This window comes from Rhizobium sp. ERR 942 (assembly GCF_007828395.1).
GTDB lineage: Bacteria > Pseudomonadota > Alphaproteobacteria > Rhizobiales > Rhizobiaceae > Rhizobium > Rhizobium dioscoreae.
In genome coordinates, this window is sequence record NZ_VIUA01000008.1 from 52,161 (window position 1) to 78,335 (window position 26,175).

General features: G+C 59.5%; 25 protein-coding genes. 5 read left to right on the forward strand and 20 right to left on the reverse strand.

Features of this window, described 5'->3' with window-relative positions; all coding sequences use genetic code 11:
* Positions 1-46: 46 nt before the first annotated feature.
* The 12 genes from FBZ97_RS27845 to FBZ97_RS27900 form a co-directional block, all read right to left on the reverse strand.
* Entirely contained in the window at positions 47-1,114 is a 1,068-nt protein-coding gene (locus FBZ97_RS27845) for a substrate-binding domain-containing protein (RefSeq protein ID WP_113408928.1), read from the reverse strand.
* Complete coding sequence (locus tag FBZ97_RS27850) at positions 1,111-2,085, reverse strand: ABC transporter permease (RefSeq protein ID WP_173004646.1); 975 nt, start codon at positions 2,083-2,085, stop codon at positions 1,111-1,113. The genes FBZ97_RS27845 and FBZ97_RS27850 overlap by 4 nt, the downstream gene beginning before the upstream one ends.
* A 393-nt stretch (positions 2,086-2,478) precedes the next feature.
* Positions 2,479-2,763: a YciI family protein gene (locus FBZ97_RS27855; RefSeq protein WP_069613520.1), complete on the reverse strand. Its 285-nt coding sequence runs from the start codon at positions 2,761-2,763 to the stop codon at positions 2,479-2,481.
* Between the two features lie 174 nt (positions 2,764-2,937).
* Positions 2,938-4,005 (reverse strand): maleylacetate reductase, encoded by a 1,068-nt coding sequence (locus FBZ97_RS27860; protein WP_113408930.1) that lies wholly within the window; start codon positions 4,003-4,005, stop codon positions 2,938-2,940.
* Between the two features lie 9 nt (positions 4,006-4,014).
* The gene (locus tag FBZ97_RS27865) at positions 4,015-4,896 is read right to left on the reverse strand and encodes an intradiol ring-cleavage dioxygenase (protein WP_145324153.1); all 882 of its coding nucleotides are present in this window, start codon (positions 4,894-4,896) and stop codon (positions 4,015-4,017) included.
* 15 nt (positions 4,897-4,911) lie between these two features.
* On the reverse strand, positions 4,912-5,970 hold the full coding sequence (locus FBZ97_RS27870; protein WP_145324155.1) for an SDR family oxidoreductase: 1,059 nt from the start codon (positions 5,968-5,970) through the stop codon (positions 4,912-4,914).
* A gap of 4 nt (positions 5,971-5,974) precedes the next feature.
* Positions 5,975-6,958: a zinc-binding dehydrogenase gene (locus tag FBZ97_RS27875; protein ID WP_173004637.1), complete on the reverse strand. Its 984-nt coding sequence runs from the start codon at positions 6,956-6,958 to the stop codon at positions 5,975-5,977.
* A 9-nt stretch (positions 6,959-6,967) separates the two neighbouring features.
* Positions 6,968-7,981 (reverse strand): Gfo/Idh/MocA family oxidoreductase, encoded by a 1,014-nt coding sequence (locus FBZ97_RS27880; protein WP_145324157.1) that lies wholly within the window; start codon positions 7,979-7,981, stop codon positions 6,968-6,970.
* A complete protein-coding gene (locus FBZ97_RS27885) occupies positions 7,978-8,262 on the reverse strand; it encodes a YciI family protein (RefSeq protein ID WP_112343044.1) in 285 nt (94 codons plus the stop codon). The genes FBZ97_RS27880 and FBZ97_RS27885 overlap by 4 nt, the downstream gene beginning before the upstream one ends.
* 18 nt (positions 8,263-8,280) lie before the next feature.
* Positions 8,281-9,048: an SDR family NAD(P)-dependent oxidoreductase gene (locus tag FBZ97_RS27890; protein WP_113408934.1), complete on the reverse strand. Its 768-nt coding sequence runs from the start codon at positions 9,046-9,048 to the stop codon at positions 8,281-8,283.
* A 2-nt stretch (positions 9,049-9,050) separates the two neighbouring features.
* Complete coding sequence (locus FBZ97_RS27895; RefSeq protein WP_145324159.1) at positions 9,051-10,124, reverse strand: zinc-binding dehydrogenase; 1,074 nt, start codon at positions 10,122-10,124, stop codon at positions 9,051-9,053.
* A gap of 58 nt (positions 10,125-10,182) precedes the next feature.
* On the reverse strand, positions 10,183-10,983 hold the full coding sequence (locus FBZ97_RS27900; RefSeq protein WP_145324161.1) for a glucose 1-dehydrogenase: 801 nt from the start codon (positions 10,981-10,983) through the stop codon (positions 10,183-10,185).
* Between the two features lie 346 nt (positions 10,984-11,329).
* Here FBZ97_RS27900 and FBZ97_RS27905 point away from each other — a divergent pair, with 346 nt between their 5' ends.
* Both FBZ97_RS27905 and FBZ97_RS27910 read left to right on the forward strand, forming a co-directional pair.
* Positions 11,330-12,256 carry an NAD(P)-dependent oxidoreductase gene (locus FBZ97_RS27905; RefSeq protein WP_113408937.1) on the forward strand — a complete coding sequence of 309 codons (927 nt, stop codon included), beginning with the start codon at positions 11,330-11,332 and terminating at the stop codon, positions 12,254-12,256.
* A gap of 69 nt (positions 12,257-12,325) precedes the next feature.
* Positions 12,326-14,047 (forward strand): extracellular solute-binding protein, encoded by a 1,722-nt coding sequence (locus FBZ97_RS27910; protein ID WP_145324163.1) that lies wholly within the window; start codon positions 12,326-12,328, stop codon positions 14,045-14,047.
* 65 nt (positions 14,048-14,112) lie between these two features.
* On the opposite strand, the gene FBZ97_RS27915 is transcribed toward FBZ97_RS27910, so the two are convergent.
* The 6 genes from FBZ97_RS27915 to FBZ97_RS27940 are packed head-to-tail and all read right to left on the reverse strand — an operon-like array spanning position 14,113 to position 21,015.
* Complete coding sequence (locus tag FBZ97_RS27915; protein ID WP_145324165.1) at positions 14,113-15,093, reverse strand: ABC transporter permease; 981 nt, start codon at positions 15,091-15,093, stop codon at positions 14,113-14,115.
* A 51-nt stretch (positions 15,094-15,144) separates the two neighbouring features.
* A complete protein-coding gene (locus tag FBZ97_RS27920; RefSeq protein WP_113408940.1) occupies positions 15,145-16,662 on the reverse strand; it encodes a sugar ABC transporter ATP-binding protein in 1,518 nt (505 codons plus the stop codon).
* On the reverse strand, positions 16,659-17,684 hold the full coding sequence (locus FBZ97_RS27925; protein WP_113408941.1) for an ABC transporter permease: 1,026 nt from the start codon (positions 17,682-17,684) through the stop codon (positions 16,659-16,661). Before FBZ97_RS27925 ends, FBZ97_RS27920 begins: the two co-directional genes overlap by 4 nt.
* A gap of 15 nt (positions 17,685-17,699) precedes the next feature.
* The gene (locus tag FBZ97_RS27930; RefSeq protein WP_113408942.1) at positions 17,700-18,806 is read right to left on the reverse strand and encodes a sugar ABC transporter substrate-binding protein; all 1,107 of its coding nucleotides are present in this window, start codon (positions 18,804-18,806) and stop codon (positions 17,700-17,702) included.
* Between the two features lie 55 nt (positions 18,807-18,861).
* Positions 18,862-19,923 (reverse strand): 2-dehydropantoate 2-reductase N-terminal domain-containing protein, encoded by a 1,062-nt coding sequence (locus FBZ97_RS27935; RefSeq protein WP_145324167.1) that lies wholly within the window; start codon positions 19,921-19,923, stop codon positions 18,862-18,864.
* Positions 19,924-19,980: 57 nt separating this feature from the next.
* Positions 19,981-21,015: a 2-dehydropantoate 2-reductase N-terminal domain-containing protein gene (locus FBZ97_RS27940; protein ID WP_113408943.1), complete on the reverse strand. Its 1,035-nt coding sequence runs from the start codon at positions 21,013-21,015 to the stop codon at positions 19,981-19,983.
* A gap of 418 nt (positions 21,016-21,433) precedes the next feature.
* Here FBZ97_RS27940 and FBZ97_RS27945 point away from each other — a divergent pair, with 418 nt between their 5' ends.
* Positions 21,434-22,528: a LacI family DNA-binding transcriptional regulator gene (locus tag FBZ97_RS27945; protein ID WP_113408944.1), complete on the forward strand. Its 1,095-nt coding sequence runs from the start codon at positions 21,434-21,436 to the stop codon at positions 22,526-22,528.
* Positions 22,529-22,556: 28 nt separating this feature from the next.
* Here FBZ97_RS27945 and FBZ97_RS27950 read toward each other — a convergent pair whose 3' ends face one another.
* A complete protein-coding gene (locus FBZ97_RS27950; protein ID WP_145324169.1) occupies positions 22,557-23,330 on the reverse strand; it encodes an SDR family oxidoreductase in 774 nt (257 codons plus the stop codon).
* Between the two features lie 416 nt (positions 23,331-23,746).
* Positions 23,747-24,112: a helix-turn-helix domain-containing protein gene (locus FBZ97_RS27955; protein WP_145651036.1), complete on the reverse strand. Its 366-nt coding sequence runs from the start codon at positions 24,110-24,112 to the stop codon at positions 23,747-23,749.
* Between the two features lie 175 nt (positions 24,113-24,287).
* Between FBZ97_RS27955 and FBZ97_RS27960 the strand changes: the two genes are divergently transcribed.
* Both FBZ97_RS27960 and FBZ97_RS27965 read left to right on the forward strand, forming a co-directional pair.
* Positions 24,288-24,971, forward strand: a complete 684-nt coding sequence (locus tag FBZ97_RS27960) for an EthD domain-containing protein (protein ID WP_145651039.1) — start codon at positions 24,288-24,290, stop codon at positions 24,969-24,971.
* 123 nt (positions 24,972-25,094) lie between these two features.
* A complete protein-coding gene (locus FBZ97_RS27965) occupies positions 25,095-25,502 on the forward strand; it encodes a VOC family protein (RefSeq protein WP_145324610.1) in 408 nt (135 codons plus the stop codon).
* The last annotated feature ends 673 nt before the right edge of the window (positions 25,503-26,175 follow it).

A 26,175-nucleotide genomic window follows, 5' to 3' on the forward strand; every position in this document is an offset into this window, starting at 1 on the left:
CATCTGCCTGGGTGCAAGGCCAGGCAGATCGTTGAAGGAACTGCGACTACTTCGTAACGGCCTTGGCCTGATCCTCGGGCGGCAGCGCGGACGAAAGATAGATCGCGCCAGGCAGATCCTTGCGGCACTTCACAGCATTGGCGCCGCCGGCGACAGAATCTTCGAATGCTGGCGCCTTGAACGTTGTATCGGCCGGCGGCTTGCCGTCGGTTGCCAATGCAACGGCCCACTGAACGGCAAGACGAACGTTGTCATTGCCGGTCGCCACGGTGAAGAGCTTGAAATCAGGGTTGCTGGCCTTGTTCTCTTCGTAGAAGCAGCCGAGTGAATTGCCGTCGGAGGTCGCAAGCGCCGGGATCGATTTGCCCTGCTTGCCGAAGAGCGGCAGCGCGCCGACCATAGACGGACCGAAGTCGGAGATGATCACGTCGATCTTCGGGTTCTTGGCAATTTCCGCGGTCAACACCTTTTGCGTCAGGGCAGGATCCCAGTTGGTGACGGCGAAGGGTGCCTGATTGACGAAGACGTACTCGGCGCCCAACACCTTCTTGAGGCCCTTGAGCTCGTCAAGACCTTGACTGTTACCTGCAGGGCCGCTGAGGAACAGCAGATTCCCACCCTTGGGCAGGATCGACTTGATCCATTTGCCCCAGGTCTCGCCATCGTTCTCGAACGACGCTCCAACGAACTTGGAATAGTTTTGCCCGTCCTTGCCGCCAACGGCGACACGATAGGGAACCACAACCTTGCCGGACTTGTAAACACTGGTCAGCGCCGGCAGGACCGCCGGTCCTGCATCGCCGAAGACGACCAATGCGTCGATGCCCTTCGCGGCCATGCTCTTGATATCGGAGATCGACTTCTGGGTATCGCCCTGACCGTCCGCATATTCGTACTTGGTTATGCTTGGACACAACTCGACGGTCTGCTTACCGGAAGCGGTCGTCACCTGACGCCAGCTGTTGCCGCCGTAGCCGTCGAGCAACGCCAGCGTCGCCTTCTTGGGCCCGCACCAAGATGGGGTTTCCGCCCTGGCAATATCGGCGCTGGCGAAAACCGCCACCCCGAAAACGGCGGCAAGCGCCAATTGCTTTGCCATTGAATGATATCTCATTGTTTCTCCTCCACTTTTTTTACCCCAGTCGTCGATCTTAAATTTACCGTCCATCGGAACGAGTAAACACCGATGCCAAAACCCAGGGCGAGGGCCTGGATAATGGTCTGAGCCGAAAACGGCACACCGACTGTGAGTGCGAATTGGCTCAGTTGGTTCAGGAAAAAGGCCGCTATGACCGTCGAGATCGGGAAGCCTCTGCCGCCGAGCAACGATGTGCCGCCAAGGACAACGACGGCTACGGACGGCAGCAGCAGGCTGTCGCCCTGGAAGGCCGTCGGCTCTCGCGTAATGCCGGCGATCAGCGTGCCGGCCAGACAGTAGAGCACTTGCGCCCACACATAGGCCATCATCTGGTGAGCGCGCACCCGCAGGCCGGCCGCCTGGCATGCCAGCGGATTGGCGCCGATCGCTTCGAACCTGCGGCCTGCGACCGTCTTCTTGAGCGTGAACGAGACGACTACCATGGCGACAATCGCGACGCCGACGGAGTTGGGGAGCCCGAACATCTGGCCTCCGGCGATCGTGGCCAGCAGGTTCGTCGTGATGGACGGAACGCCACCGGATACCGCAAATACGGCGCCGTAAAGCAGCGCGTTGGTTCCGATCGTAGCGATGATCGCATTTAGCCGAAAAAGGCTGACAAGAATGCCGTTCAGCAGGCCGGCAACGAGCGCAATGCCCAACGAGATCAGCACGGCCTGATAAAGCAACGCGTCGTCTTGCTGCGGGTAGTGCGTGGCCATAACCACAGCAAGAGACACGGCCCCTGGGAGGGAAAGATCGAAGCCACCCTGCTGCACCACAAGCAACTGCCCAAGACCGACGATCGCGATAATCGCGGCGAAAGGTAGGCTCCCAGAGAGGGCGCCGGATGACAGACTGGACGGTGCGAAAACACCGCAAAGCACAAGAAGAAACAAAGTCGAGAGCATGACTGTCAGGAAGCTTCGCGCCAGCGGTATCGCCATGAAAGGCTCCTTGATCCGCTGGTTAGAAGCGATGGAGGTGATGTTCGTCATCGAAGCTTCTTTCCGCATTGTTCACGTCAGAACTCCCCGTTCCGCGACGGCCGGCGCCGCGGGTAGAAAGCCAACAAAGATGAATTTCGGCGTAGCGCTAGAGCTCGCGCCCCTTGATCGTCCGGACGACCCGTAGCGAGGAGTGGCTCAAATTTTTGTCGGCGAGGGAGTGCGGATGTGGTCTCGGACGCAAAGCCTCATACTCGGCATAATAACCGCTGCAGGCGCATCCAGCCTGCGCGAGCCAGTCTCGGACCTTGTCCCAATTGATAAATCGTACCGCTCTCATTTTCTCTCCTCCTTCGAAAACTGACCGGGCATCGAAATTCACTCGCCGCCGCGTCAGGCGTTGCCGCCTATCGTCGGGCGCCACTCGTAAATACTGACGGTCGAATAGACACCATGGCGCACGAACGGATCTTCAGAACTGAACCGGCGCATATCGTCCAGCGAGGCAACCTCGGCAATAACGACACCGCCGCTTCCCTTACCAGCGCCGTCCAGAATTGGTCCTGATTGAACCACGCGGATGCCTCCTGAGCGAAGATGACGTTTGTGATCTTCGAGATGAAGTTCGCGCGCATCCGCCTTGTCTGGGTTGGATATTGCAACACGAACTGCCAGCATTGTCTCAGACTCCTCACCAAACTCTCTATTCGCTCCTCCCGAGCGACCGGCGACTTGTAAATGTCGCGGCTATGATCGTACGCGGACCGAGAACAAAGGAAACAGAGGATTTATCCATTTTGGACCTCTGCTATTCCACCCTTCCACGTTTCTGCCAGGCAGCGCCAAGCTAGCTCAGATCACGCCCAGGGGCGGCTTCCCTTGGAATGCACGATCAAGCAATGCGCTCAAAGCGGGCTCCTCAAGCTGGCGTGGATTCCAGTAAGCATTGGCCATTGCTTGTTCGACAGCGCTCTCGACACTGCCATCGGGCATTCCGAGGTCCTTCAGCGACATCGTCGCACCAAGTCGCTTCGCAAGATCAAAAAGACCTGTAGCCGGATCATCAACGGCCATGGCCCGCGACAAACGTTTCATGGCCGCTGGCGCAGCCGACGCGTTGTAGGCGACAGCATGCGGAAGAACTACGGTGTGCAACGGGGCATGGGGCAGATTGAACATTCCGCCCAGCGTATGGCAAAGCTTGTGATGTAGCGCCATGCCGACCGCGCCAAGGCAGACGCCGCAGAGCCATGCCCCGTAGAGCGCATCGGAGCGCGCGTTGCGGTTACCAGGATCGGCGTGAATAAGCGGCAGCGAACGAGTGACCGCCGATATTCCCTGTTCGGCCATCAACGAGATGACCGGGTTCGCTTCCCTGGCATAAAGCGCTTCCACGGCGTGCGCGACAGCGTTGATGCCGCTGGTCACCGACAGCGCGACCGGCAGGGTCAGGGTCAGATCCACGTCATATATGACGACTTCGGGAAGAATGCGCGGATCGGACTTGGTGACCTTGCGACCACCTTCAGTTTCGCCCAGGATCGGCGTTGCTTCCGAACCCGCATAAGTCGTCGGCACGACGATCTGAGGCAGATTGGTACGAAATGCGATTGCTTTTCCAAGTCCGGTAGTCGACCCGCCTCCGACCGAAAGCACGGCATCGGCCGAGCACTCCTTGAGGGACTGCATGGCATCCGCTGTCACCTCCACGGGAGTGTGCATCTGCGCTTTCGAATAGGTTCCGACGACGCGCGATCCCAGATGTTTGGCGATGCTAGCCGCTTGTCCGGCCTGCTCAGGCGTCGAGAGCACAAGAATTCGCTTTGCCTTCAGCCGGTCTGCCTCCTCAGGGAGGCGGGCAATCGTGCCGCTGCCAAAGACAACGCGACCGGGATTTCCTGTATAGACGAAATCTTCCAATGCAGGCTCCTAACGCGTCTGATCTGGTCTTGCCAGAACGAAATCGTAATCGGATCGCCAGAGCGTTTCATCGCCTTCGACCCGCGTGAACGGCGCGACAAGGGTCTTCTTGACGCCGAATACCGTGTCCGACTCCAGATAGGGATCACCGCCGACGAAGGTATGCGTCACTAACTTCTGGAAGCCCTCTGCACGCACCATGTAATGCATATGCGCCGGGCGATACGGATGGCGGCCGAGGCTTGCCAGCATCTTTCCGACCGGCCCATCGTCGGGGATGGGATAGGACACCGGCTTGATGCCGATGAAGCTGTAGCGTCCGTCTTCAGCAGTCACGAACACGCCGCGATTGTTCCATTTCGGCTGGATATCGGGCTGCTGAACGTCGTAGTAGCCCTCGGCATTGTCGGACCAGACATCGATCCTCGCCCCGGCGACAGGATTGCCGTCGAGGTCGAGCACGCGCCCGATGAAGAGACAGCTCTCGCCCTTACCATCCAGGCAGATCTGATCGCCCATCTGGCGAACGGGGCAACCCTCGACATGGAAAGGACCGAAGACGGTGTTTTCGGTCGCACCTTGCGGCCGCCTGTTGTTAATGGCGTCGACCAGCATGGAAAGACCGAGTGTATCCGAGAGCAAGATGAATTCCTGACGCTCCTGCGTACAGATCTGCCCGGTGCGCGTCAGGAAATCGATGCCGAATTCCCATTCTTCCTGCGTGAGCTCGGTCTCGCGCGCGAAATTATGGAGATGCTTCACGAGAGATGCCATGATCTCGGCAAGTCGCGGATGGACAGTCTTGGCCATGCGGGCGTTAACGGTCTCGATCGAGTTTTCTTCGGTGAAATATCCATCCGGCGAAGCCGGCGTGGTGAGGTCGGCATTCATGCGATCCTCCTTTAATTAGGGTATGATGCAATCCGCGCGCAGGCGGTCGAAAGCGTCGGTGAAGGACTGGGTCGTGTCCTGGTAATCCAGAAAGCCGAGTTTGCGGCTGCGGCCCATGTCGTTGAATGTTTCGACCTGGCGTCCGAGGTCTGCGTCCGAATGCCAGAAGGACGCGACGCGCGTGAGCGCGTTGGGCTGCAGGTCATATTTCCTCACCATCCCATCCCAGATCTCGCCCGCCCCTGCCATTTGGATTTCCAGCGGATCTGGCGCACCTGAATAGGGTGCCGTCTCAATGCCGAAATAGGCGGCGATCCGAGGCCAGAGCCATTTCCACCGGAAAACCTCGCCGTTGACGACATTGAAGGCGAGATTGGCGGCATCCTTCGTGGTTGCGGCCCATCGAAGATGACGGGCAAGCAGGCGCGCATCGGTGACATCGGTCGCCGCCTGCCATTGCTGCGGCGATCCCGGGAATATGAAGGGTCTATCCGTCTCCTTGCAGATCGATGCGTAGACAGCGAGCGTTGCCGCCATATTCATCGCGTTTCCGACGGCATAGCCGATTAGCGTATGCGGTCGGTGGATGGACCACGTAAACCCATCGCGGGCGGCGGCGGCGAAAACCTCGTCTTCCTGGACGTAGTAGAAGTTGTCGCCCGGCAGACGGGCCTGCTCTTCGCGAAACGGTGTTTCCGGTTGCGTCTTAGCGTAGGTTTCGAACGGACCGAGATAGTGCTTGGTCCCGGTCGTCAGCGCGACATGTTTGACGCTCCCGCCTTGCAATCCGTCGAGCACATTGCGGACGATCGCTCCGTTCACCTTGCAGTTCTCCGCTTCCGTTTCCCGGCGCGACCAGGCTGTAATGAAGACGTGGGTCGGCCGCAAGCCAAGCAGCGCGCCGCGGACGGAATCCGGATCGACGAGATCGCATTGAAACGTTTGCACGCCGGCAACAGGGCTGACGGATCGGGACAAGCCCGACACGCTCCAGTCATCGGAGGCCAGCAGGAGTTCAGCGAGATTGCTTCCGGTAATGCCGGTCGCGCCGACAATCAGGGCATGCTTGCTCATGTGTTCAACCGTTCAACAGGGTGATCTTGATACTCTTCGTAGGGTCCTGACCGAACGAGAGGGCCTGGACTGCCTCCGTCAGGGCAAAGTCATGGGTCTGGATCGGCGATAGATCGATGCCCGTGCGTTCCAGGAAGCGGATGGCGGCAGGCCAGACGCCCGGCGAGCCAATACAGCCGCGCACGGTTAGGTTCTTCATCTGAATCTGGCCGATCGTGACCGGCACCTTGCGGCCGATATTGATGCCCACCATCGACATGCGACCTTCCTCACGGGCGTAGTCGAAGGCCGCAGCAAGCGACGCGTCGTGGCCAGAAGCCTCGATGACAAGATCGGCGCCATGGCCACCCGTCAGCTCGCGAATCCTATCGGCGGCACTACCGTCGGTCGGATCGATCGCCTTGTCGGCGCCAAGGCGCCTTGCCACCTCACGGCGCGAGGCCAGCGGATCGACAACGATGACGCGGGCACCCATACCGATCGCCGCCGCGGCCGAGACGAGGCCGATCGTGCCGCCGCCCGAGACGACGACGGTCTCGCTGGCATTGGTGCCGCCGGAGCGCAGCACCGCATAGAAGCCGCAGGTAAAAGGCTCGATCAGTGCCGCCTTCTTGTCATCCACCGCATCGGGTAGTTTGTGCAGCCATTCCGGATTGACGGCAAAGAATTCGCGGTCCGCGCCGCTCATGGAAAAGCCGAAATGGTGCAGCCGCTCCGGCGTCCTCACCACGCATTCGCCCACAACCCGGTCCCCCTTCTTGAAGCCCTTGACGTTGCGTCCGACCTCGACGATCTCCCCGCTCCATTCGTGACCCGGGGTCACAGGATAGGAAATCGGGATGATGTAGCGCCCGGCCAGGAGCTCATAGTCGGAGTGGCAGATGCCGACGGCCTTGGTGCGAACCAGAACCTCGTTCGGCGAAAGGTCGGGCATGCCGACATCGGCGATAACAGGCTTTTCGGGTGCCTCGAAAACCAGAGCTTTCACGTCATCCTCCTAGACCTCGACCAGCGCGCCGCTCTTCGATGAGCGCACGATGGCTTCGAGCAATGCAATATTGTTGATCATGTCCTCGCCGGTGATCGGATAATCCGCCTCGCCGCGAACAGCCTTGGCGAAGGCCCTGAGATTGTCGCGGACCGGCTCGGCCGGCGGCACTTCACGCACCGTGATCGGCTTGTTCTTCCAACCCTCTGTGATGATCCAGCCGTCGGGTGCTTCAACATGTGCCTTATCGCGCACCTCGATCCATCCATCCGTACCGAAGATTGCGAAACGCGAGATGAAGGGCGTGGCAAGCGTCGCCGAGATATAAGCTGAACCACCATCGGCAAAGCGGATATGGGCGCTCATCGTATCGCCCTGCGGAATATTTGAAGCGAGGTTTTCGCAAACGACGCGGACATCCTTTGCCAGGCCCATCAGCTTGACGGCAAGGTCGGTGAGATGGATGCCAGTTGCGGTCATGCCGCCGGCAGGAGCCTGATCGGCCTTCAGCCGCCAGTTCGACGCGTCGAGGCCGAGGAACTTGTCGTGGCTGAAATTCGCCTCGATCTGCAGCAGCCGGCCGAGCCTTCCCGATTTGGCTGCCTCCAGGATCTCGGCGATCGGCGGCTCGAAACGACGCTCATGGCCCATGCCAAGAACGAGCCCCGCCTTGCGGCAAAGTGCAACGGAGGCTTCGGCGCCGGCTCGGGTCAGATCGAGAGGTTTTTCGCAAAAGACATGCTTGCCAGCGGCAACGACACGGGCGATCTGCTTCCGATGCAGCGAATGCGGTGTCGCGAGCACGACCGCTTCGATGGTCGGGTCGGCCAGAGCCTCATCCATATCGGGCGAATATTGCAGCCCCATCTGGGCGGCAAAGGCGGCCGCGTCAGGGCTGGGATCGACCGCGCGCACGAAGTGCATCTTCGCGCCGCCATCATTGACGAGGCTCGCCATCTTGCGACCCCACCAGCCGAGGCCAACGAGCGCCGCCACGACCGGCTTTTTCTCGATCACCGTCATCGATTGTCGACCCGCTTGCTGAAGGGATGGATGTTGACGGACTTCCAGACGCCGGCCTTGGTAAAGGGATCGGCTTTATTGAAGGCGACGATCTCTTCCTTGGTGTCGGCTTCGAAGACGAAGAGAGAGCCGATCATGGTTTCGTTATCATCGGCGAGCAGTGGGCCGGAAATGACGGTCTTGGTCTTGCCGGCCGAAAGATAAGCCTTGTGGGCATCGTAATTGGCAAGCCGCTTTTCGACAGCGCCTTCGTGATCGAGGCAGTGAACTGCATAAAACATCGATTATTCCTTTCGAATTCAAGCGATAGAGTAGCCGCCATCGACCATCAGCAGCTGGCCAGTGATGCCGCTCGCCGCATCGGAGAGCAGGAAGGCCACGGTTGCGGCAATCTCTTCGGGTTTGATCAGACGATTGACCGGCGTGTCATCAAGCCACTTCTGCATGACGGCAGGCTGCGTGCGGCCAACCTCGGCCAACATTACGGTATCGGTGTATCCTGGGCCGACCGAGTTGACACGTACGCCTGAGCGCGCCCATTCAGCCGCCAGAACCCGGCACATGTGAGCGACGCCAGCCTTCGAAACATCGTAGCCGACATGTAGCTCCGGCCGCACGGCTTTGACGCCGGCAATCGACGCCGTCATCACCACCGAACCACGTCCGGCCGACACCATCGAGCGCGCGAAAGCCTGTACCGTCCAAAAGACGCCGTCGAGATTGACGGATATGACCGTGCGCCAGTCCGCCTCACTGTGCTCCAGCGCCGGGCGTTCATACGACATGCCGGCATTGGCGAAGATACCGTCGAGAGGGCCGAAACGCTCACCGACCTTCGCCGCCACAGCCTCAACCGAACCCTTGTCGGCAACGTTGAACGTGACGGCCTCGGCCTTTCCTCCCGCCGCCCGAACGGCGTCGCGCGTGTTTTCGACCGCACCATCTCGATCGGCGGCCACGATGGTTGCGCCGAGCGAGGCGAGATAAAGGGAAGTCGCGCTGCCGATGCCGCCGGCGGCACCCGTGATCAGAAACGTCCGACCGCTGAGATCCATCGGGTTCATCATGATCAGGCCTTCATATTGACGAGGATTTTCATGTGGGTGGCCTTAGGGTCGAGCAGCGCCTCGAAGCCCTTTTGGACCACGTCTTCGGGCGCGATCTCGGCCGTGACAACCTTTTCGACCGGGAAAATGCCGGCGCCGATCATCGAGGCGATGCGGGGCCAGATCGTCACCGGGTAGCACCAGGTTGCCTCGACCGTGATGTCCTTCAGCGCCCAGAGCATCGCATCGATCGCAGCCGGCTTCACATGTAGGCCGACCTGCACGACCGTCCCGCGGCGGCGCACGGCCTTCACGCAGAGGTTCAGCGATGCTTCGGCGCCAACGCATTCGAGCGCGACGTCGACGCCAACGCCTTCTTCGGTCTGGTCGCGGAACAGCTTCTCTGCATCCGTTTCGCGCGGATCGAAGACGATCGCCTCGGGCGCCAGCTGTTGTGCCAGCGCGCGGCGGTTCGGATTGAGCTCGGAGACGAAGATCTTAGTCGCGCCGGCAGCCTTGGCCGCGAGCAGAACCAGCGCGCCGATCGGCCCGACACCTGACACGAGCACGCTGCTACCGCTCGTCACGCCACCGCGATCGACACCATAAACGGCTACGGCCGCCGGCTCGATCATCGCGGCTTGAACGTCCGAGACCGTATCCGGCACCGGAATGGCGTTGTAGCCGTTGACGACGGCGCGTTCGCCCATACCGCCCCAGTCCCAGGAGAGCCCGACAACAGCCATGTTTTCGCTGAGATGGAAGAGGCCGCGACGACCGTAATAATCATCGCGCGGCGAAATCAGCGGCTGGATGGAAACGCGCGAGCCCGGCGAGACATGCGTGACGTTCTTGCCCACCTCCAGAACGCGCGCGGAAAACTCGTGGCCCAGGATCTGCGGAAGGACAGCGCCGGAATAGGAGTTGGGGGTTGCCGGCGTGACGATAGGGCCTGCGATATATTCGTGTATGTCCGTGCCGCAGATGCCACAGACCAAGGGCTCGATCAGCACCATGTCGTCGCCGAGTGGGCCGCTGGGCGCCGGCACGTCTTCGACCCGGATGTCTCTCTTCGCGTAATATCGTACAGCCTTCATCGCAATGCCTTTCGTGATTGCAGTTGGTGGCCGCAGTCGCGGACCAGTCGCATGTGTTTCAGATCAGGACCATGCCGCCGTCGACCATCACCGTTTGTCCGGTGACGTAATCCGATGCATCGGAGGCGAGGAATGTCGTTACGCCTGTGATATCTTTGGGAAGCGAGGCGCGCCCGAGCAGGATGGACTGGGAGAACTCGTTGAGCGCCTGTTCCGGCTTCTCGGTCAGCCCATGCTCGATGAATTCACGGTCTAGCTGCTCCCAAAGCTCCGTCTTAACAACGCCAGGGCCGAAGCAGTTCACAGTGATCTTATGCTCAGCCAATGCGCGGGCCGCAGCCTGTGTAATGGCGACGACGGCAAATTTCGACGCACAGTAATGCGCAAAGAGCGGATAGCCCTGCTTGCCGGCGATCGACGCTGTATTGATGATCTTTCCGCCGCCGCCCTGGGCGATCATCTGCTTTGCCGCTTCCTGCGTCCCGATCAGCACACCTCGGCCGTTGATCGCCATGATGCGGTCGAAGTCCTCGTCGGTGACTTCAAGGAATGGGCAGGTCTGGCTGATGCCGGCGTTGTTGAACATCACATCGAGCTGGCCGAAATGCGAGACAGTCGTTTCGATCAACGCCCGAACGTCCTTACGGCTCGATACGTCCACCCCGACGGCAGTGGCGCTGCCGCCCTGCGAAGAAATCTTTGAGGCGGTCCTCTGCGCAGCCTCCGCGTTCAGATCGGCGATGACGACATGGGCGCCCTTGTCGGCAAGGTCCGAAGCTATGCCAGCACCGATACCCCGTGCTGAGCCGGTTACGATAACCACCTTGCCGGCAACGGCTGCAACGACGCTCGATCCCATTTCATACTCCTCCGACATGCCGGCAAACCGACAAAAAGATATCGTCCGCGGCAGCGCTGAGCTTCCGCGTTTTCCTTTTTTCTGACGGCTTATTCCTCCCGAGGAACCGCCGTGCGATCCGGGACTGAAGCTACGGGTGAATACGCGCTTCGACAAATCTTTAATTATCCGAAACGGATATTTTCAATACAGCAAACGATCTGCCTGCGGCGTTAGTATTTCTGTAGGAGGAGAGTGCATGCACCGAGCGGTCCGACGGCCCGATTGGCTTGTTCGAGCTCCTTCGTGAAATGACGGCATCGAATATTTCTGGATCGCACCTGCTTCCAGGGAAGAAAGGTTATGCATGAGCGACACGTTGAGAGTGGGTTGGGCGGGCATCGGAAAAATGGGGGCCCCCATGAGCAGGCGCGTTCTGGAGCGCGGATATCCCCTGTCCGTCTATGAACCGCTGCCGGAAAACCGCGCGTCGGTCGTCGCCCAGGGCGCGAACGTCGCGCACAGCCTCGAGGATCTCGTCGAGGCCTCGGACGTGATCATACTCACGATTCCGAACGATGCCATTTTGCGCCAACTGACGCTCGGGCCATCGGCACTCGTCGATCTCCTCAAGCCCGGCCAGATCCTGGTAGAGATGAGCACCGTCTCGCCCGAACTCTCGGCCGAAGTCGCCGAGGCACTCGTCCGCAAGAGGGTCGCCTATCTTCGCGCGCCGGTTTCAGGCAGCACCGTCACGGCATCGTCAGGGATGTTGTCGGTGATGGTTTCGGGACCCGAAGCGGACTACCACAAGGTCGAGCCGATTCTTGCAAGCTTTGCGGCGAAGCAGTTCTATCTCGGCGAGGGTGAAGAGGCTCGTTATCTGAAACTCGTCCTGAATGCCCTGGTCGGTGCGACCGCGGCCCTGCTTGGAGAGGCCCTGACGCTCGGGCTCAAGGGAAATCTCTCAGTCGAGACGATGCTGAATGTCATCTGTGAAAGCGCCGTTGCCTCGCCGCTGATCGCCTACAAGCGGGACCTGCTGGTGAAACGGAATTTCGATCCGGCATTTTCGGTTTCGCAGATGATGAAGGACTTCGATCTCATTCTCGGCGCTGCGAAGTCTGACCACGTACCGATGTATCTCGCCTCTATGATCCGCCAGCAATATGAGGCCGCCTTCGCCGATGGTCTCGCCGAAAAGGACTTCTTCGTTCTCTTCGAACAATACGAGCGCCTTGCCGGTTTGAAGCGAGATCAATCCGGATCATCGCACGTACTCAAGGCCATATAGGCAGACTGGTGAAAGGACGACTTGCCAGCTAGTGTGATCGTCGGAAACGCGACGGTTTGGGAGGCCGACGTGAACGAATATGAGATGTTACGCGTCATCGATTTCATCGAGAAGACGCGCCGGCCCTTTCGAGAGGTTGTGGCGGAGGCCGACGATGATGCCATCTGGCTTATCGTCACCTTCCTGATCAAGTCGCATATTCTCAGCCAGACGGTTTCGATTTCGACCCTTGGGCAGGAATCCGGCCTGCCTTACGCGACGTCGATGCGGCTGATCAACAGGCTGATCGACAGCGGTTACATCGCCAAGGTTGCGAAAGGTCCTTCGGGCAAGAGCTTTGCGCTGCAGCCCAGCGAGCAGCTTCTCCGCTCCTTCGAAGTCTACGCGCGAAAGACGAAATCCCTTCTGGCGCAGACCCTTGGCTTGCGTGCCGGCGAAGAGGAAGACGAGTATTATTTCGGCGGGACTCCTCTGGGATCGCAGATCATTCCGCCAATGCGTCTCGTCCAGAAGCGTGCTGAATCGCAGATCGAACTGCGCTTCCTGCTGAACGACGACAATTACTTCTCGGCCATGCGCAACATGTGGGCCGACTTTCGCAACAATCTCGCCTCGCGCAAGAATTTCGATCTGCTGCCGCTTCCCGAGCTCTATCGCCGGGCGCGTGAGAATGGCGCCAAGCCCCGCTCCGATTACGACGTTATCGCGATCAACATGCCCTGGCTTGGCGAGTTCGCAGAAAGCGGCGTCATCCGGCCGATTGACCAATATGTCCAGAAGACTGGCATCAATCCGCTCGACTTCCACCCGTCGATCTGGTCGGCCGCGACCTGGGAAGGCAAAGACTATGGCGTCCCGGGCTATTGCACGGTCGAGTTCCTGGCCGCCCGCAAGGACCTATTTGCCGACGCAGGCCTGTCCTTCCCCAAGACCTTTGACGACGTCATCAGTGCCGGACGCAAATTCCATGCACCTGATGACGGGATGTACGGCGCCGTCTGGGATGGCGCACGTGGCATGCCGATCGCGTCGAGCTTCCTGTTCTTCATGGGCGCCTGCGGCCATCCCGCCATTTCGCTTCGCAAGACGCGTTCTGGTTTCACTCTCGATGGAACCAATCTCGAGGAACTGAGCTGCACCATCCTGTCCGATGCCGGATTTGCGGCACTCGATTACATGCGCCGGCTGGTGGAGATATCACCGCCGACGATCCTCGAGATGGCGTGGGACCAGACACTCGAAGTGTTTTTGAAGGGCAAGGCAAGCCTTGGTTACTTCTGGACCATGCGCGCGGCTCGCTTCGAATATGACGTCCAGTCAGTGGTCAAGCGCCGGGTCGAGTATCTGCCGCAGCCGTTCGGACCTGGAGGCACCCGCGCATCTCCGATCGGCGGCTTTCTCTTCTGCATCCCGACCAATCTGCCCGAAGAGCGCGTCGAACTGGCCGCCGACGCGATCGCTTGGATGGCGTCGCGGGAAGCTATGAAGGCGCATGTGAAGAACGGCTTCCCGGTCGCGCCGCGCTTTTCTGTCAGCGCCGATCCGGAAGCGGCTGCGAGCTCACCGATCGTGCGCTTCGTCGACCAATTGGCAAAGAAGAACCTTCTTCATACCTGGCAGCGCCCCAATATTCCGCAATACACGACGATCGAGAAGGTTCTGGGCGTAGAGATCCATGACGCCCTGCTCGGCAACAAACCGACAAGACTTGCTCTCGAGGACGCGTCGGCCCAGATCGAAGCCAGCCTCAAATCCACGCAAAGAGACTGGGTCAGGCGAAGCGCGGTCTAGCGCAACGCAAAGGGGCGGTCCGAACGAACCGCCCCTTGATCTCTCATAACCGGCCGCAAGCGGCACTATTTGATGATGCCGAGCTTGTTGCGGTCGGTCGTCAGCGCCACTGCAATCAGCGCAGTAAGACCGAACACGATGTTTTGCGCCGTCGGCTGCACGCCGATGATGACTGTCACGATGCGCAGCCAGGACGTGATCAGGCCGCCGACGACCGCCGGAAGCAGCCCGCCGACACCGCCCGAGATCGCAGTGCCGCCGAGCACAACACCGACGATGGACAGAAGCAGCAGGTTGCCGGCAAGAGTTGGCGAACTGAATGTGGTGATGGAAATCAGGAACAGACCCGCGACCGCCGCACAACCGGCCGAAATTGCAAAGATGACGGTGCGGACGGCGACGACATTGACGGCAGACATGATCGCGGCCCGCTCACCGGTGCCGAGCGCGTAAATGTCCCGTCCAAACCGCAGATATCGCATCAAAAAGCCGAGCACCGCGACAATGACGATCAGCGCAATTATCGTGTTCGGGATCTCTGCGGTGTTGTTCGAGAGATAGGCAACGAAAAAATCATTTTCGGGGATCGGCTCCGCCGTCGCGTTTGAAAGAAGCAAAGCAAGCCCTGACAACATGCTTAGCGTACCGAGCGTGACGATGAAAGATGGCAGCTGGAGCCAGGAATGCAGAAAGCCCTGGGTCGCACCGAATGCCATGGCGAGCAGGATGACGACGAGCGACGTCCATGGGCCAAAGATCGGATTGAGGACGACGACAAGGACGCCGGTGAGTGAAGCGACGCCGGCGACTGACAAGTCGATACTGCCCGCCAGGATCGGCAGCGTTCCGCCAATTACCAGCGCAATGATCGGCGCCGCATCGGACAGGAAGCTCAGGAGCGAGTCCAGCTCGATCACGCCGGGGGCAATCACCGCGCTGATCGCCACAAGCGCAATCAGAACGGCAAGCGGTCCAAGCGATCTCATCAAGCCCGGCCCTTGGCTGCGGAGCGCCGAGATCAGCGCGCTGTCCAATGTATTTTCCATGATCGTCAATCCCTTATCCGAAGTCCAACTTGCGGGGCCGTCACGTCTTGCTCAGACCATGGCCGCGACGACTTCCTCTTCTTTCGGCAATGCGCCACTGGCGAGGTCGAAATGCGCGGTGATCTCACCATCCCGCATGACCAGGATGCGGTCCGAGAGCTCAAGCAGCTCCGAGATCGTGTCGCCGACGAAGACGATCGACAGACCTTTCTCCGCCTGCTGTCGGATAACGGCAAACAGATCGTCGCGGGCGCCGGGATCGAGTCCACGGCTGGGGTGGTCGAGGAAGAGAACCTTTAACCGTTTCGCCAAAAGCCACTTTGCCAGGACAGTCTTCTGCTGGTTGCCGCCGCTCAGGCTCGATATCGGCGCATATGGCGTATGCATCTTGACCTTGAGGCGCTTCATCCACTCGAGAGCCGCCGGCCGTTCGCTGCTTCGCCTCAGGATGACCGAGCGCCAGCCATAGTCGAGGCCGAACGTGAGAACTGCGTTCTCGAAAAGAGACCGGCTCGGCAGCATGCCCTCCGCCCGGCGGTCAGCCGGCAGATATCCAATACCCTCGCGTACCGCGTTTCGCGGACTGCCCGGGGTCATCGCCCTGCCCTCGATCGCAATCCTTCCGGAATCGATCCGCTCTGCGCCAAAGACGGCTCGGCACAATTCCTCGGCGCCTGAACCCAGCACTCCGGCGATGCCCAGAATCTCGCCGCGGCGAAGTTCGAAATCGACATTGCGGAAATGCTGTCCGCTGCCCAGCTGCTCGATCTTCAGCACCGGCTTGTCATCGGATGCCGCAGGCCTCCGGATAGATCGCGCGTTGCTCAACCGCTGACGTCCAACCATCAGCTCGTAGAGCTCATTTCGGTCGACTGAACGGCTTTCACGTTCGGCGACCTTGCGGCCGTCGGTCATCACGACGATCCGGTCGCTGATCTCCAGGACCTCCTCAAGCCGATGCGAGACGAAGACAATCGTCGCATTCCCACGCAACCGGTTTATCTGCTTGAAGAGCAGCTTGATTTCTTCAGGTGTGAGAACCGAGGTGGGCTCATCGAAGAGAATGACCGGAGGGCGATCGACGAGTTCCTCGATCGCGAGAACCTTGGCGAGCTCCACCTGCTGGCGTTCGGCGAAGCGCAATTCCTCGACGAGAGCCTTCACCGGCAATTCGACCGAGATTTTGCGCAGTTGCTCCTCAGCCGCCTTGTTCAGCGCTCCCCACCGGTAGAGACCGTTCTTCATGGCCGGGTGTGGCTTGTCGAGGAAGATATTTTCCGCAACTGTCAGATTCGGAATGAGAGACTGCTCCTGATGAACCATGCCGATGCCGAAGCTGCCGGCGGTGGACGCCGAATCGAGTACAATGGGTTCGCCATCGAGAATGATCTGCCCGTCATCGGGCATTGCCAATCCCGCCAGGATCTTGAGAAGCGTCGACTTGCCCGAGCCATTCTGGCCAATCAATCCGAGAACCTGGCCCGCCGGGATTTCGAGATCGATCCCTTCGAGCGCAACGACGCTGCCATAGGTCTTGCGGACACCTTTGAGAACGAGCGAACCTGTCATTTTACGACCCTCAGTTTGCGACGGCGATGCCAGCCGCCTACAGCGACGGCGACTACGATGACCGCGCCGCTGATGATATGACGCGTATAGGGACCTGCGCCGATCTGGATCAGGCCGTTGTTCAGCACCTCAAGCAACAGGGCGCCCAGTGCGGATTGAACCGCGCCGCCACGTCCACCCGTCAGAACAGTGCCGCCGAGAACAGCAGCACTGATTGCGGGAAACAGAAGCCCGTTGCCGATATTCGCGTTACCGGTGCTGAGCTGAGCGGAAAGCAGCACGCCGCACATGCCCGCGAGCAGACCGCAAATCGAAAAGGCCGCGATCTTTACCCACCGAATGCGCAGACCGGATGCGACCAGCAGGCCTTCGTCTCCACCGATCGCGTAGATCATGCGGCCTAGCCGCGTGAAATTCAGGACCAGCTGGCTGACGATGATGACGGCGAGCGCGATGTAGACGATAAGGCTCAGATCGAAGATTCGAACGCGGGCTAGGTTGAGAATGAGCGGATCGTTGATCTGCGGCACGCGCGACGGAAAGAGAACGGCGGCAATACCGAGCCCGACAAACCAGGTTCCGAGCGTCACGATCAGCGACGGCATCTGCAACACCGCATTGAGCACAGCGTTGAAGAAACCGAAGCCGAGGCCGACCGCCAGCGCCGCCAGCAGGCCGACCAGGCCGTAGTCGTTGCCGTTGACGCCGTTTGCGACAAGCAGGGCAACGATCATGCTCGTCGTCGCCATGGTGCCTTCGACCGACAGGTCGATGGAACCCATGATGACGACGAAGCTGATGGCAGCGGCGAGAATGGCTGGAACCGCCGCTGCCTCAATCACGGATTTGAGGTTGTCGATCGTAAAGAAGCTACCGCTGACCAGCTGGAAGCCTACGGACAGCACGATGAGCGCCACGATCGGGCCTGCAAACTGCGTCCATGACGACTTGCTTCTGATTTCGCCAAAAAGCGCCAGCGAGCGAGCGCCGGTTTTGGAGTTCATACTGGTAGCGGCGTCCATCGACCCCTCCTCCGATTACTTGTTCTCGTTTGCGCCTTCCGGAATCTGGCCCGCAGAGTCCTTCCAGAAATCTTTCTTGATTTCATCGTAGGTGTATTTCGGCGCGTTCTTCTTGAGATCGAGATACTTGTCGACGTTATCTTTCGTCACGACGTCCTGCTTGATGTAGAAGTCGCGCTGGGCATGCGTCAGCTTTTCCGGGTCGATATCGCCGACAGCAGCGGCATAGGCTAGAGACATCGAAACGGCGCCCTGAAGAACGGGATCGTTCCAGACGGTCGCGAGCATGTCGCCGTTCTTGACCATTTCCAGACCGATGTTCGAGCCATCGGAGCCCGTGACCAGAACCTTACCGTTCAGTCCCTTTTCCTTGAGCGCGGCGACGGCGCCACGGCCCATCGCATCGTTCGATGCAAAAATGCCCTGCAGCTGGTCGCCGTAGCGAGCAAGCCAGGTGCGCGTGATGTTCTGAGCCTTGGTTTCCTGCCAGTCACCGACCTGCGTGTCGACGAGCTCAAGCCCCGGGCATTCCTTCAGGCCCTTCTTCAGGCCTGCAATGCGCTGGAATGCCGGCGGCGTCGACGGGACGCCCTCGATGGCTGCAATCTTGCCCTTGCCGTTTAGCGCCTTGCATAGCGCCATGACCTGATAATAGCCGGACATCACGCCGTCGAAGGATGTATGAGCGACCCAGTACTTGGAATCCGTATCCCAGGGGTGGATGTCCTCGGGTCGGTTCCAGATCGTTACGACATGAACCTTCGACTTGGCTGACCGGTTCACGACGGCCTTTACGAAGGCGTTAGACGACGGATCGGTGGCAAGCGCGCACTGATTGCACCCGGCAGAATAGGTCGCGCCGAGCTGCGCCAGCAGCTGATCACCCTGGTAGTTGCTCGTCAGCACGACGGGCTCCTTGCCGAGCGATGCACCGATATCCTTTACACCTTGCAGATACTCGGACCAATATTCGGACGCGGTCTCGTCGATGCCGACAATCAGCTTTCCTCCCTTGGCCTCATCGGCATTCGCCGGCGCGGCCGAAAGAGTCACGCTGGCGCAGAGTGCCGCTGATGTTAAAAGCCACCGCGCGACGGCTCCGAATTTCAAACGCGATTTCATGCCATTCTCCTCCTCAGGTTAAATGATATCTCGCCTTTCCGTTCGCGCCGGGAGTTCATCCGCGATCGCTGACGGCGCGGTATGTTTCGATCAGCAAAGCAGCGTTCTCCGGACGCGCTTCGAGACGGCCGGCCTCAATATCGTAGGCGACGTCCATCACCCGCTTGTTGACCGGTGCCTCTTGCCCGTGGGCGCGCAGGATGTCGACGACAACACCGTTGACCTCCTGCACTTCCGCCCGGCGCCCCTTGCGCCAGTCCTGTAACGACGTCGTCAGCGTGTCTTCGCGCGAGAAGGTCTTCAGCACCTCCTCGAAGATCTGATCGACATAGCGTTCCGGATGGTTGGTGGTGACCGGCGGCATACCGATGATCGGAATGATCTTGGCGCCGTCGGCCAATGCCGCCTGCATCGCCTCGTAGCCGGCCGCACGCATGACTTCGAGCATGCCGGGGGCACGCGCCGCGTCGTTGAGCGGCAGGTTGATGATGGCCGATGGAATGAGCTCGGCAGCATTGACGACCAGCTTCATCCACTTGGCGGACCGGATATCCTCCATCACCTCGACGGTGCCGGAGTTCCTGAGCAGGTTGGCGACGTCTTCGACGCGCTCCTGCGTCTTCGGATCGAGCGCGCCGAGCGCAAACCAGGACTCATCATGGTCGTTCTGCCGGTTCGTAATGCCGGGAATGAACATGTTAGAGGCAATCTCAATGACCGCACCGATGGTGCGCTCGCGCCCCACTACCGCAGCGATATCCTCATGCGTCATGCCGTTCTGCAGGCCAACGATAAGCCCATCGGGGGCGAGGCAGGGCTCGATCAGCTGACAGGCCCATTTCGTGTCGTAGGCCTTGACGACGAGGAAGACGACATCGAACGGTTCCTTGATCTCGGCGACCTGGCAGAGATGAAGCGCGGGCACCTTCGCATTGATGGTGCGCGTCGGCAGATTGACGGTGATGCCATTCTGGCGAATCGCATTGACGTGGTCCGGCCACTGTTCGATGAAGGTGACATCCAGTCCGGCGAGCGCAAAGTCCGCGCCGATGGACGCACCTTGCGCTCCGGTGCCAACAAACGCGATTCTGGGGCCGCGCGCATTATCCCAACTCATAGACTTCTCCTTTTCCGTGACGCAGCTTGCGCGCCTTGCTTTAAATTCCGTCGCCGCTCACGCGCCGAAAAGCGCGCTGTTCGACGGCTGCGGGACAAGCCTGCCGCGCTCGATCGATCGAGCGAGTTCGACAACCCGCTGGTTGACAGGGGCGCTCTGCCCCGCCTTTTCCAGCATCGCGACAACATGCCCGTTGATATCGAGGACCTCGCTCCGCCGCCCCTTTCGCCAGTCCTGCAGCACCGTCGTGAGGGTGTCCGGCATCATGAAGGTCCTCAACACCTCGTCGAAGATTGCATCGACATAGCGCTCGGGGTCATTCGCCGTGGTCGGCGCCATGCCGAGGATCGGAACGAGGCTGGCGCCATCGGCCTGAGCTGCGCGCATCGCCTCGTAGCCGGCGCTTCTCATAACGGCTTCCATTCCGGGGACCTTAACAGCCTCGCTAAAGGGCAGATCCAAGATCGCAGAGGGAACTAACTGCGCGGCATTGACGATCAGCTTCATCCACTTGGCAGAGCTGATATCGTCGGACACCTCGACCCGACCGCTCGCGCGGAGCAGTTCGGCGATCAGCTCGACGCGGTCTCGGTTGGCCGGATCGAGCGCACCGAGCGCGAACCATGACGTGTCGTGATCGTTCTGCCGGTTCGTGACGCCCGGGACAAACATGTTCGACGCCATGTCGAAGACCGCGCCAACGGTTCGCTCGGCGCCGACTATCGTGGCAATCGCATGTTGCGTCATACCGTTCTGGATACCGACGACGAGCCCATCAGTGGCGAGAACCGGTTCGATCAGCTGGCAGGTCCAGGAGGTGTCGTACGCCTTGACAAGGACAAAGATCAGATCGAAGCGCACCCGAATTTCAGCGACTTGGCAAAGATGTTTAGCGCAAACGTTTGCATGAATTGAGCGAGTCGGGAGGTTCACCGTGATACCGCGAGCGTTCATGGCGTCAACGTGCTCGGGCCACTGCTCGATCAACGTCACATGCAAGCCTGCCTGTATGAAATCCGCGCCGATCGAGGCACCTTGGGCGCCTGTCCCGACGAATGCAATTTTCAGATCGCCCCCTGAGGACCAAGCCATTGTGCACTCTCTCCACAACCAGCACCGACAGTGCTGCTCCATCCGGGTAACATGCTTAGGAGGCGCACAAGTTTGAGTCAAGAGCAAACGTTTGCTCAGTTCTGGCACGACGATTATGGAGATGCTTCATTTCTGCTACGCAAAGCTAATGTTTTCAGTCTCTTGACTACCGCCGCATTGAGCAATCGATTTCGCGATATATGGGAAAAAACATACCGCGCTGGCCAATCTTCCTACGCAAAAACTACCTTTGGTGTGCGAAGCATACGAAATGACGCGCTGAGATAGCTGATCTTTGGTTCGCCGAGAGGCTTGAACATCTAGAACGCTGCTACTTTCGCCGACCAATCCGCACCTTGTGCGCAAAGGTTTGATCGAATATTTTCCCGGGTACACGGGCTAAAAAGCGGGCATCCTCATGAGCGAAAATCCAAAACATCCCGGCAGCAAGCGTCCACGCGCGACGATCGTGGATGTCGCCAAGAGCGCGGGTGTCCACGTCTCGACGGCTTCACGCGCCCTCAGCTCTGGCGCGACGCATCGGATATCCAGCAAGGTAGTGCGAAAAATTGAGAAGGTGGCCGAGGAGCTCGGATACACACGGAATTCGCTGGCCTCGAGCTTGCGCACCCAGAAGACAGGAACCATTGGCCTCATCGTTCCCAATCTGAGCGACCCGCTGTTTTCTCCGATTATCGCCTCTGTGGAAGAGCGCGTGGCCAAGGAAGGATATGTTACCTTCGTCGCCAATTCCGACTATAGCGTAGCGAAGCTTCGCTCAATAATTGAGCGCATGAGTGGCCAGTTCGTCGCCGGTCTGGTCGTCGCCAGCTTCGAGCTGAACGATCCCGCCGTCGATCTCTGCCTTGAGTTGGGTATACCAACCGTCGCCGTTCTTCGGGATCCTCGCGATAGCCGCATTTCTTCTGTCTGCATGGACGACGCGACCGGTGTTCAGGCGATGGTCGAGCATGTTCTCGACCTCGGCCATAAGGATATCACCTATGTCACACCGCCATTGGCGGCCTCCACCGCCCAAAACAGGCTCGCCGGGTTCAATGCGGCGATGCGCCTTCCAAAAGCAGCCGGCTGCCGTTTCGAAGTCGTAGAAGCTCGCGCCTACGACGTCGCGGAGGGCGAACGGATCATGGCGCATATGCTATCGTCCGGGCTCACCAGTACTGCCGTGATGGCATTCAATGATCTGCTCGCCGTCGGCTGTCTTACCACAATGCGGGCAGCTGGCGTCAGCTGCCCGCAGCAGATATCGCTGACCGGTGTTAACAACCTGCCCTTCATGAACATGCTCTTTCCTCCGCTGACAACTCTTCATACGGCGGGAGGTGATCTCGGATTCGAAAGCGCCGATCTGCTCATGAGCCTGATCAAGAACGGCTCACAGCCAGTGAAGCGGATCCTGTTGACACCGCACCCAGTGATCAGGGGCAGCACCGGGCCGGCACCGCGAGCCTCATTGTCGAGTGGCGCAGGTAAGACACCCGCGGTCGTATAGCCGCGGCTTGCCCGTCTGGCGCCGACCATCACGTTAGTCGGCAGCCACCATTGACATCGAGGGTCGCACCAACGAAATAGCTTGCATCCTCTGTCGAGAGGAAATGGATCGCCGAAGCGATCTCCGTCGTGGCGGCGGGGCGGCCCATTGGTATCTTGGCCCATTCGATTTCGCGCATCGCTTCTGCTGAAATGCCGCGCTTCTCCGCCTCGACCGCCAGGGCATTGTAATGCATCGGCGTATCGATATTCCCAGGCGCAACGCAATTTACTCGGATTTCAGGGGCGAGTTCGATCGCAACGCTTTGCGTCAACGAAATCAGCGCCGCCTTGGAAGCACAGTAGGGACTGAAGAAGGGGTGCCCTTCTCGCCCCCAGTAACTACCCACGTTAACGATGGATGCATCACCCGCCGCTCGCATCAAAGGCACGGCCGCGCTGATGAACTTTACATTCGCCCGCAGATTGATGTTCTGCACCTTGTCCCAGAGGGACATGTCGATATTTGCAATGCTGACGGCCGGATGATTGATCGCCGCAATCAGTCCGAGGAAGCGCAGCGGAATACCCGTCTGTGCTGCCCTCTCGATCACCCGTTCGATTTCTGCGTCGCGCTCGAGATCCATCTGCATACCGATGCTGGTCCGTCCAAACTCGGAAGACAGCCCCTCTGCTACCTCAACAACTTGCGAAGCACGGTCACACAATAGAAGCGACCAGCCACTTTCGGCAAAGCGCCGCGCAGTAGCTCGGCCGACTTCACCCGACGCGCCGGTTAGAATTGCCAGTTTTGTGTCCGACATAGATTTTTTCCTCCCGATAATCGGCCTCGCTGACGATCGTAGAGGAGAGATCGGAAATATGAACGAGAATATTATCCATTTTGGACGCCAATCTTCGAAATCCTAGATTAACGGCCATGCATTTCCGACAGTCTTAGCGACAGGGCCGGAGTTGAATAAGTGCTCTTGACGGTATCTGAACCAACGCCCCCCTGGTGCGGAAGCCAATTACCGGCGATGCGTATTGATTGCTTGTCGCATCAGCAAACAGACTGAATGAGATGGTTCACGGTGCGGTCATGAGGGAGGTTCCCTTGCGAGTTGTCCGATCACAATAGAAGCGGCCTTGGCTGTTTTACTTTTGCCGACGGTGTCTTCTAGGGTCGCAAAGACTGAGCGAAGGCAATCTTCCGATCGGAAACATCGATCACGTCAGGTCACGCGGCGTCGCGGCTGTCGAACGCCTGGCGCGCCTGTTCCACGTCATCCACATGCTCAATTGTCCATTCATGGAGCGCCTGAAAAGGACCGAGCAGTGAACGGCCGAGCGGCGTGATGGCATATTCGACCCCAATCGGCGAGCCCATGATGACGCGGCGAGAGATGAGACCGTTGCGTTCCAGCCGGCGCAGGCATTGTGTCAGCGCCTTCTGGGTCACGCCCCCAATGTGCCGCTTGATTCCGTTGAAGCGCATGGGGCCCGCATCCAGCACGCTGATCACCATCATCGACCACTTGTCGGCGATGTTGTCGAACAGCGAGCGGCTGGGGCAGCTTTCATCGAAATGCTGGCAGATTGGCATGATGGGTTTCCTCGACGATACCTAGGCGACTGTAAGTGCGTTCTTGCAACTAGGTAGCAGATGTATACCTATCTCGCAAGTCAACGAGAAAGGCTCTCCTACACCTCCAGCAGACGTGACATTCGCATCGATAACAAGTGAACCAAGCCAACACTAAACCAAGTCAGGAACTTCCTTGATCCGCTTCTTCTCCCTCATCCCCCGCCGCCCCGACATCGACCGCCAGCGCTTCCATGACCACTGGCGCCACCCGCACGGCACCCTGGGCCGTCAGATCCCGGGAATGCTCACCTACGTCCAGGCGCACCAGTTCGACACCGACCGCCTCGGCCCAGGGCAGGACGAGTACGATGGCGTCGCCATGCCCTCGTTCGACTCCCCGAAGGCCGCCGCCGCACTGGTCGACGAGCCCTTATTCGTCGACAATATTCGCCCCGACGAACCGTTGTTCCAGGACCTGCCGAGGGTCATCTTCTTCATCACCGAGGAGGAGGTCATCGTCTCGCGGCCCCCGATTGGCGCCAGAGCCGGGGTCGATCGTCAATGGGACGTGCTGGAGCGGCCGACAAGCATCCATCTCCTGCAGTTCGTGCATCGTGATGGCAATCTCGACTGGGTGGGCTCGGACGATGCCGAACTCGGCTTGCGGATCGGAGCGCTGCGTCACGCGGTGAACCGACCGAGCGCCGAGGTGCACGGCGACGAGCCACCCTTCCTAGGCGCGCGTCAGTTGTGGTGGCCCACCCTGACAGCGTTTCAGGACGGGGTGGACGCCGATCGGGCCGCCTTCGAGGAGCTCCTTGCCCGGGCCGGTCACGCCGTCACCATGTTGGCGGTCTCGGAGAGGTTCCTCCGCTAAACCGGGGACCGATCTGCGGAGGAGGCCGATCGCGTCATCATCTCCTCCGCAAAGCGGACGCTGTGTGTTCCAACCGCGAGCGAGCGGCCTCTTGACCTTCACCACCAGCATAAAGGCATCTTCATGATCCTCAAGACATACACCCGTATATTCACGACAGACCTCCAGCCCACCGTGGCAACACTTAAAGCAGTCCACGGGACGGAGCCGCATCTATCGCTCAATTATGACCCCTTGACGCTCGTCGGGATTGGCGACGTGCTGGTGATTGGCGGAACGGACGAGGCGCTGGAGCCGATCCGCGGCAGCCTGGGTCCCTGGATCGTTGAGGACATTGACGAGGCCAAGCGCAAGCTCCTCGCGAACGGTGCATCTGTGATGCGCGACATCAAAGACATCCCGACCGGACGGATGATGTATATGAAGCATGCGGACGGCAGCGTGGTCGAGTACGTCCAGTGGACACCTGAACTGGTCGAGCAACACATCCTGGCACCGCTGCGGGCCGGAATCCCTGCTTCGCAGATCTGATGCTTCGGAGCAGCATGAGAATCCCTGCGACAGGCGACTTTGTCCAAAAGACATTGAACCTGGGAGAGTAAGTCAAAGGCGGCGGCGACGGTGCCGCCCCCCTACGGGGCAAGAGTTGCAGGTATTGCACCACAGCGGAAGTCTTGAGCGGCCATAACCTTGATTGCACATTCACCTGAGAGCGCACTTCCGCGAATTCGCGCGGAAGCCTTGACCATGAAGCTGGAAAGATCGCGTTCGGCCGAGCGCCAAAAGAGTTTCCGCTCCCTCAATTCGGTTCTGGCTCTTGACAGAATTCGAACCGCGGACGCTTTTCTCGTGGGCTTAAATGTCTAACAGATAAGACGTTACGGCGTGATGTCTATTTGGCAACTGTCGCCCCGTTCGATTGGGGTTAGCTTAGCACCTCTTGGATCTTACATCAGACGTCAACATCACACGCCTGAATTATCAGAGGGAGGTGCTTTTGGCAGAAATTCAGATATGCCCTGACAATGGTGGATTGGTGACGATGTGGCGGATAAAGCAAATGTATGGGCCACTCGGGCAGCGGATACTGTCGCAACAATGGCACTAAACGCTTTTCTCGTATGGCGGCCGCGACGAAAAAGGGGGGCAATTCCGTTATGCATGGATATCCCCGAGGCATTTGGGAATGCGAGATTGCATTGTG

What these genes read in the sequence shown, in the direction of transcription:
- FBZ97_RS27845 (WP_113408928.1), bottom strand. Translation starts at nt 1,114, where the DNA reads ATGAGATATCATTCAATGGCAAAGCAATTGGCGCTTGCCGCCGTTTTC.
- FBZ97_RS27850 (WP_173004646.1), bottom strand. Translation starts at nt 2,085, where the DNA reads ATGGCGATACCGCTGGCGCGAAGCTTCCTGACAGTCATGCTCTCGACT.
- FBZ97_RS27855 (WP_069613520.1), bottom strand. Translation starts at nt 2,763, where the DNA reads ATGCTGGCAGTTCGTGTTGCAATATCCAACCCAGACAAGGCGGATGCG.
- FBZ97_RS27865 (WP_145324153.1), bottom strand. Translation starts at nt 4,896, where the DNA reads ATGAATGCCGACCTCACCACGCCGGCTTCGCCGGATGGATATTTCACC.
- FBZ97_RS27870 (WP_145324155.1), bottom strand. Translation starts at nt 5,970, where the DNA reads ATGAGCAAGCATGCCCTGATTGTCGGCGCGACCGGCATTACCGGAAGC.
- FBZ97_RS27880 (WP_145324157.1), bottom strand. Translation starts at nt 7,981, where the DNA reads ATGACGGTGATCGAGAAAAAGCCGGTCGTGGCGGCGCTCGTTGGCCTC.
- FBZ97_RS27885 (WP_112343044.1), bottom strand. Translation starts at nt 8,262, where the DNA reads ATGTTTTATGCAGTTCACTGCCTCGATCACGAAGGCGCTGTCGAAAAG.
- FBZ97_RS27890 (WP_113408934.1), bottom strand. Translation starts at nt 9,048, where the DNA reads ATGATGAACCCGATGGATCTCAGCGGTCGGACGTTTCTGATCACGGGT.
- FBZ97_RS27895 (WP_145324159.1), bottom strand. Translation starts at nt 10,124, where the DNA reads ATGAAGGCTGTACGATATTACGCGAAGAGAGACATCCGGGTCGAAGAC.
- FBZ97_RS27900 (WP_145324161.1), bottom strand. Translation starts at nt 10,983, where the DNA reads ATGGGATCGAGCGTCGTTGCAGCCGTTGCCGGCAAGGTGGTTATCGTA.
- FBZ97_RS27905 (WP_113408937.1), top strand. Translation starts at nt 11,330, where the DNA reads ATGAGCGACACGTTGAGAGTGGGTTGGGCGGGCATCGGAAAAATGGGG.
- FBZ97_RS27915 (WP_145324165.1), bottom strand. Translation starts at nt 15,093, where the DNA reads ATGGAAAATACATTGGACAGCGCGCTGATCTCGGCGCTCCGCAGCCAA.
- FBZ97_RS27920 (WP_113408940.1), bottom strand. Translation starts at nt 16,662, where the DNA reads ATGACAGGTTCGCTCGTTCTCAAAGGTGTCCGCAAGACCTATGGCAGC.
- FBZ97_RS27925 (WP_113408941.1), bottom strand. Translation starts at nt 17,684, where the DNA reads ATGGACGCCGCTACCAGTATGAACTCCAAAACCGGCGCTCGCTCGCTG.
- FBZ97_RS27930 (WP_113408942.1), bottom strand. Translation starts at nt 18,806, where the DNA reads ATGAAATCGCGTTTGAAATTCGGAGCCGTCGCGCGGTGGCTTTTAACA.
- FBZ97_RS27935 (WP_145324167.1), bottom strand. Translation starts at nt 19,923, where the DNA reads ATGAGTTGGGATAATGCGCGCGGCCCCAGAATCGCGTTTGTTGGCACC.
- FBZ97_RS27940 (WP_113408943.1), bottom strand. Translation starts at nt 21,015, where the DNA reads ATGGCTTGGTCCTCAGGGGGCGATCTGAAAATTGCATTCGTCGGGACA.
- FBZ97_RS27945 (WP_113408944.1), top strand. Translation starts at nt 21,434, where the DNA reads ATGAGCGAAAATCCAAAACATCCCGGCAGCAAGCGTCCACGCGCGACG.
- FBZ97_RS27950 (WP_145324169.1), bottom strand. Translation starts at nt 23,330, where the DNA reads ATGTCGGACACAAAACTGGCAATTCTAACCGGCGCGTCGGGTGAAGTC.
- FBZ97_RS27955 (WP_145651036.1), bottom strand. Translation starts at nt 24,112, where the DNA reads ATGCCAATCTGCCAGCATTTCGATGAAAGCTGCCCCAGCCGCTCGCTG.
- FBZ97_RS27965 (WP_145324610.1), top strand. Translation starts at nt 25,095, where the DNA reads ATGATCCTCAAGACATACACCCGTATATTCACGACAGACCTCCAGCCC.